General features: G+C 54.6%; 3 protein-coding genes. 1 reads left to right on the forward strand and 2 read right to left on the reverse strand.

Annotated elements, in window-relative coordinates; all coding sequences use genetic code 11:
* Positions 1-741 (forward strand): ribonuclease E/G (locus tag I5W_RS03495; RefSeq protein WP_044528192.1); only part of this gene is annotated, 741 nt, incomplete at its 5' end.
* Between the two features lie 260 nt (positions 742-1001).
* On the opposite strand, the gene I5W_RS29350 is transcribed toward I5W_RS03495, so the two are convergent.
* Both I5W_RS29350 and yajC read right to left on the reverse strand, forming a co-directional pair.
* Complete coding sequence (locus tag I5W_RS29350) at positions 1002-1238, reverse strand: transposase (RefSeq protein WP_159106101.1); 237 nt, start codon at positions 1236-1238, stop codon at positions 1002-1004.
* Between the two features lie 284 nt (positions 1239-1522).
* Positions 1523-1786 (reverse strand): preprotein translocase subunit YajC, encoded by a 264-nt coding sequence (gene yajC / locus I5W_RS03500; RefSeq protein WP_252716875.1) that lies wholly within the window; start codon positions 1784-1786, stop codon positions 1523-1525.
* Between the last annotated feature and the right edge of the window lie 5 nt (positions 1787-1791).

A 1791-nucleotide genomic window follows, 5' to 3' on the forward strand; every position in this document is an offset into this window, starting at 1 on the left:
GAGTTCGGCGCCATCTACACGCCTTCGGTACTGACCAAGCTGATGCACTATCGTGGCGAGCGCCCGCTGTTCGACCTGTATGGCGTAGAAGAGGAAATCGAACGGGCACTGGGACGGCGGGTGGACCTGAAGTCGGGCGGCTACCTGATCGTCGACCAGACCGAGGCGATGACCACCATCGATGTCAACACCGGCAGCTTCGTCAATGGTCGCAACTTCGACGACACCATCTTCAAGACCAACCTGGAAGCGGCGCACGCCATTGCACGCCAGTTACGGCTGCGCAATCTGGGCGGCATCATCATCCTGGACTTCATCGACATGGAAAGCACGGAGCATCGCCAGGCCGTGCTGGCCGAGCTGGGCAAGGCCTTGCAGCGTGACCGCACCAAGATTTCGGTATCGGGCTTCTCCACCCTGGGGCTGGTGGAAATGACCCGCAAGCGCACCCGCGAATCGCTGGCCCATATCCTGTGCGAAACCTGCCCGGCCTGCAAGGGACGCGGACAGGTCAAGACCTCGCGCACGGTGTGCTACGAAATCCTGCGCGAAGTCATGCGCGAAGCCAAGCAGTTCAACCCGCGCGAATTCCGCATCCTGGCCTCGCAGGTGGTGGTGGACATGTTCCTGGAGGAAGAATCGCAACACCTGGCCATGCTGGGGGATTTCATCGGCAAGCCGATTTCCTTGCAGGTGCAGAGTGATTATCAGCAGGAGCAGTACGACATTATTCTGATGTAAATTAATTTATACTTAATATTCAATAACTTAAGAAAATATAAAAACGAACATATACGAATAAATACCCACCTGACTACCCATTTCTGCTTGACAAAAAAGCCCAATATTCGTTAATGGGCTTCAGATTGACAACACCCCGTGTTTTCGAACACGGGGTGTTGTTTTTCAGGCGTAGGTCATTCGTGGATGGTCGATAGTGCAGAAACCAAGCAAGGTGAGCATTTTTGCGCTGTAGTCATTTTTGTAGGCAGGCCGAGGCACTAAACAAAACTGCGTTCTACCGTTTCCTCGCGTCGGGCATAGATGCGCTTGCCCCCCCTCGGTACGACGCCGTTCATCCACATTCTCCTTGGAACGCTCCCCCACACGTGGCGCGTTACCACCTTGACCGGATTGGCGCCATTGGTGCATTGCTCGCGTACCTTGCAGCCCCGGCATTGCTCTGGACTGGATTTGTATTGCCGATACCTCTGCCGATTGGTTGGGCTGTAGCGCAAGAATTGGCCTTGCGGGCAGATGTATTCGCCCGGTAAGCATCGTATTCATACGCTTGCTTATTGAACGTACCTGGCTTGTGGTTGGGCGTGCGGTAACCCATCACCCCAGTGATTCCGTGATTGTCCTGAGCGGATTCTACTGTTCGGTGTAGCTAATTCTTGGGGCAAGTCACCGTAAGTGCACTGACCGACTGGTATCATGACGTTTTGCCTAGTCCATCGACCAAGTAATCAAGATCACCCATTATCAAGACCCTGGCAGGGTGAAAGTGAAAATAGAAAGGTTAGACCCAAACTTGAGCATCACGAATGGTGCCCTTGGGCAGCAGGGTGGTGATGGCGCCCTTTTGCACGATGACTTCGGTGCCTTCAGACACTTCGATGGTGATGTAACCCTCGGCCACCTTGGTGATGCGACCCAAGAGACCACCCGAGGTGACCACTTCGTCGCCCTTGGCCAGGGCGTCCATCATGGCCTTTTGTTCTTTCTGACGCTTCATCTGCGGGCGGATCATCAGGAAGTACAGGACCACGAACATCAGGATGATCGCAG

The organism is Herbaspirillum sp. B65 (genome assembly GCF_000333555.1).
Taxonomy (GTDB): domain Bacteria; phylum Pseudomonadota; class Gammaproteobacteria; order Burkholderiales; family Burkholderiaceae_D; genus Herbaspirillum; species Herbaspirillum rubrisubalbicans.